Source organism: Mongoliibacter sp., assembly GCF_007692705.1.
Taxonomy (GTDB): Bacteria; Bacteroidota; Bacteroidia; order Cytophagales; family Cyclobacteriaceae; genus Mongoliibacter.
Genome location: NZ_REBN01000041.1, coordinates 1 through 4,298 on the forward strand (window position 1 = coordinate 1; position 4,298 = coordinate 4,298).

General features: G+C 37.9%; 2 protein-coding genes and 1 tRNA gene. 1 reads left to right on the plus strand and 2 read right to left on the minus strand.

What is annotated here, in order from left to right; genetic code table 11:
* Nucleotides 1-2,491: CHAT domain-containing protein (locus EA341_RS00620; protein WP_293010745.1), on the minus strand; the 2,491-nt coding region annotated here is incomplete at its 3' end.
* Between the two features lies 1 nt (nucleotide 2,492).
* Complete coding sequence (locus EA341_RS00625; protein ID WP_293010746.1) at nucleotides 2,493-3,887, minus strand: S8 family serine peptidase; 1,395 nt, start codon at nucleotides 3,885-3,887, stop codon at nucleotides 2,493-2,495.
* Between the two features lie 308 nt (nucleotides 3,888-4,195).
* On the opposite strand from EA341_RS00625, the gene EA341_RS00630 reads away from it, so the two are divergent.
* Nucleotides 4,196-4,269: transfer RNA gene (locus EA341_RS00630), tRNA-Pro, on the plus strand.
* Nucleotides 4,270-4,298 lie beyond the last annotated feature (29 nt).

Below are 4,298 nucleotides of genomic sequence, written 5' to 3' on the forward strand. Positions count from 1 at the left end.
TTTCGACTTCCCAAAGGGTAGTTATACTACTGGGGATTCCTGCTGCTGCAAAGCCCCTCGCCAAAGAAAAAATTCCTTCACCACTGATATTTTTTCCTACACCTGTATTACATGCCGCCAAAACAATCAACTGGGTGGACAGATCTCCCAAGAGTTGTAGTTCTGACAAAGGCATGGATTCATCATAAAAATATAGCCTAGGCTCAATCCCTTCTGCATCCGCCACTGCATGAGAATAAAGTTGCGCGATGGAATAATGGGACAAATTGTCCAAGAAATTCTGTTTCGTAGCTTTTTCATAAGTCACAAAATGATTGCTGGGGAAAAATTTATTGATCCTCTTTAAGGAAAGGTCTGCCCCAAGTAGGCTCGCCTGTTGAAGCTCCGCCTTATATTCCACAGGAGCCAAGCCAAAAACCTTATGGTTTTTGTTATCCTTTTTATTTTTTGCCAAAAACCCAGCAGAATAGGTATAACTTAAAGCATGACTTTGAAGCAAATATGCATTTTTACTGGTACTGTCGGTCATCAAAAGTTCAAAGGGTATAAAAAACTCATCAGGGGAAACTATTAACCGATCATAGCCTTTTAACCCCACTGGAATCAAATCAGCGTAAAGTTGAAAGGACATTTTCTGAAAGTTTTTGAAATCACTATTGAGCTTGTTTCTATCCGAAACCAGCCCAAGCAATTGATCGGCTTTATCCTTGAGGTCAGTTGAAGCTAATTTTTCAAATCCAGACTGGTCTTTAGCCGCATAAAAAAGATAGGTTGACTCTTCACCTACAAAATAAGATAAGTAAGCTTGACTTTCACTTAATAAGGAACCCTGTAATCGGCTTAGGCTTAATACCGTAGTATCATATTTATATTGATAATAGTTCGGATATTTTTTTTCTAATTCTTTGATAAATGATTCATACCGAGATTGTGCTTCAAACCAATCAACAGATGCCTTTTGGTAGGCGGCATCTCCATTTTCTGCTTTGAGCATGAGATTTTTCATTGATAAGGCCTCAGTTTTCAATTGCCTTTCCTGATATAGGTCTTTTTCGGTTAAAAACTTTAATGCTCCCATTTCACTCAGCTGGTCATTCAGCATAACAGCCCTGCTTTTTTCCATAAAATAAAATGCAGCCTGCTGATCATTTAAATTAAAAGCAGCCTCCAAAGCCATTTCATAAAGCGATTTTGTGGATGCTCTCCAATAAGCTTTGGTATTTTCAGCCTGTTGGTCCCACCGCATCAAATCAATTACTTTATCTGATAACTTCAATGTGGAAAGGGCATGGTCGAGCTCATTGCCATTTCCTTGATTATGTTGGTATTTCCGCAGTAGAGTCTCTCCCTTATTTTTGAGTATCATAGCAATTTCCATAAAACTGGAAGTTTGCTGGATTTGAGGAAGAGAAGGATTATGGAAATAGTCTGTGGACTTGAAATCATCTACCGCAAAACGCAAGGCTTCCTGCTGCAGCTGTAACGCTTCATCGAAGCGGTCCAAACGCATCAAGGTTCTTCCCATATGATTTAACGTAACAAGATTTTCCTTTGAATCCGGATATGGTTCCAGATATTTTCTTGCCCGATTCAGGTAAGTTAATGCCTTCTCATCATCCTTTTTTGCCCAAGTGAAATAAAGCTCATCCAATACATTGAGCACATTGCCCAATGCACCGAGACCTAGATAAATCTGAATTGATTTGTCGAAATATTGCTCTGCTTCCTCAGGCCTCTCGCTTCTAGCCAGATATATTCCATAAGAGTTATAGGCAAATGCGGGATATTCACCTGAATATTGGCCACTTTCAAACAATCCAATACTTTCCAGATAGATCTTTTCTGCCTGTTCAAATTCCTCGAGTTCCAAAAGTGCCCTTGCTTTTTTGATCAGAAGCAGGTTTTTCTCTATGGTTCCGTCCAAACCTGAAATAGAACCAAAAGCATAATCCAACAGATCTACAGTTCGCTGATACTCCCCCTTATTGAACGTATAAACTGTTTTTCTATCAAAGGATATATAAGCAGGCGGGAAAGTCTCTGCGGGAAATTTCCGGTGAAGGAATAAAGCACTGTCATAATATAACTCAGCTTTTTCCTGCAAACCGAGTTCTTGATAGGCAATACCTATGTTACAATAGGTAAAGGAAAGGTAAAATTCCTCTGCATGTTCAGCATTTGATTTATTGATTGCTATGGCCTCCTGCATTAAGCTGATTGCTTCAGGAAATTCACCTAAAATCCTATGATAATCCCCCATCCGATGGATGATTTTAGCATATATGCCATTCTTATCATTACTCTCCAAAAACTTGTCGTGAATTGCTGTCACTTTCTCCAATTTCTCATTCCAATAATAATCAGGATTGGCATGTATGGCATTGACCTGATCAAGCCAAAAGGCCGGATCTTTTTGGTTTTGGGCCATAGAAAACCCAACCATCAGTTGAAATAAAAAAACAATCAATAACCTACTTGTTGGAAAGTTCATTTCACTGTCTGTTGTTCAACCTAGAATAAGAAACTCCCTCATTTACTTTATTTGCCAATTGTTCTGATCTATTATCAGCTTGAAGTATTGCCCTTACCCAGTTGGCCTTGGCATCATCCCTAAACAAATTCCTGAATTCTGGCTTCCAGCCATAAGCTATTTTCCCAGTAAGAATTGCATTGGAAAAAGAGGAGCCGACTAGCCTGTCTTGATTTGATAGATTTTCCTGAAATGGAAATTGAAATGAAAAATCACCATCAAAATCAGATCTGATAGCTGCGTCAACATGCCTTGGGGAATAATTCTGTCTGTCACTAACTTCATTACCCAAACCATCAGAGGTGGTAACTGTTAGTACATTGTTGATTTTACTTAAAAAATTATCGCTCAGAACTGCGGGATAAAATGGATTTTTCTCCAGATTTCTGCCATCATCAAATTTTCCTTTTCCATTACCAGCTGCAGTAACAAAAAGCACACTACCGTCATTTGCATAAGAGGTATGCAGGTAATGCATTACTGGATGTTTTTTTTGTGGGAAATTATCATATACCTCGTAATCATAAAAACCAAGACTGGTATTTATGATGCTAGCTCCTTTATTAACCGCGTAGTGTACTCCACAAACCAAAGAAAATAGAGAGCCTTGATTTTTTTCATTAAGTACTTTTACATTCAACAACCTCGGAACAGACTCAGCATGAACAACAAGCTGCTCTAAAATATATAAATTGACAATTGTCCCATGCATAGATGAGGTATTGTCTGAAACATCAAAAGATTCACCATTTTCGGTAAAATTCCAGCCAAATATTTCACTAGGAAAACAGCTTGAAGATGCCGCAGATTGCCAAAGATATGTGTCACCAATAAATTCGGTGTCAATTCCTGAGTCTAAAATTGCTACAACTAAGTTATCGTTCGATTTTGGAGTATTGGAATAATCGGGCTTCTTCAATTTCGCACCATCAGAATCAAAAACCTCAGTAATATAATTAAGTGAGATAGCCAAATCACCATCCCCAGTAGTTCCTGCCACCACTGTTGGGGTAGTCCTTACAATATCATTACTACCATCAATCACACTGTTTAATATGCTGCCAATATGATCCTCAATACCATCAGCACGCCAGAGTTCTGTCAATTCCAGACAGTCCGAACATTTTACCAATTCAACATTCTCAAAATTTTCATTAAGATGATTGGCGACAAGTTTACCATATTTATCCTTAGCATCTTTATTCTTATAAGCAACTATAACCTCTCCCTTAACATATGGGGTTTTGACATTTTTTAATGGCTGATCTTTAATTTCTGTTTGATTTTTTTCACATGCTGAAAGCATGATAAATAGCATCAAGATTAAAACTCCGGGGATTTTGGAAAATGTTTTCATTTCAGTTTGATTAAGGTTGGAAAAAAGATCAGGCGACTAATAATTGGCTTACTGAATGTTAATCAAAATTTTGTTTTAAAAGCAGTTCAATATAAGTTTCAAAAGACTTATTTCAAACAACATTTTATTGATTTTATTCGGTAATTAACATCAGTCACAGATTTTATTATTAAATCCCAAAAAAGTATTGTTGTTACCCCTTGATTTTTAAAATCAGTGTGATAATGAGGAGGATACAAAAGGAAAAAATCAAAAGAGAGCGGAATTTTTGATAATTGAGAGGTGCGTATTAATTTCGGGCAACAAATCGGGGTGTGGCGCAGTCCGGTAGCGTACACGTCTGGGGGGCGTGTGGTCGCAGGTTCAAATCCTGTCACCCCGACAAAGTGGGTTATCAACCCCCATCAAAAG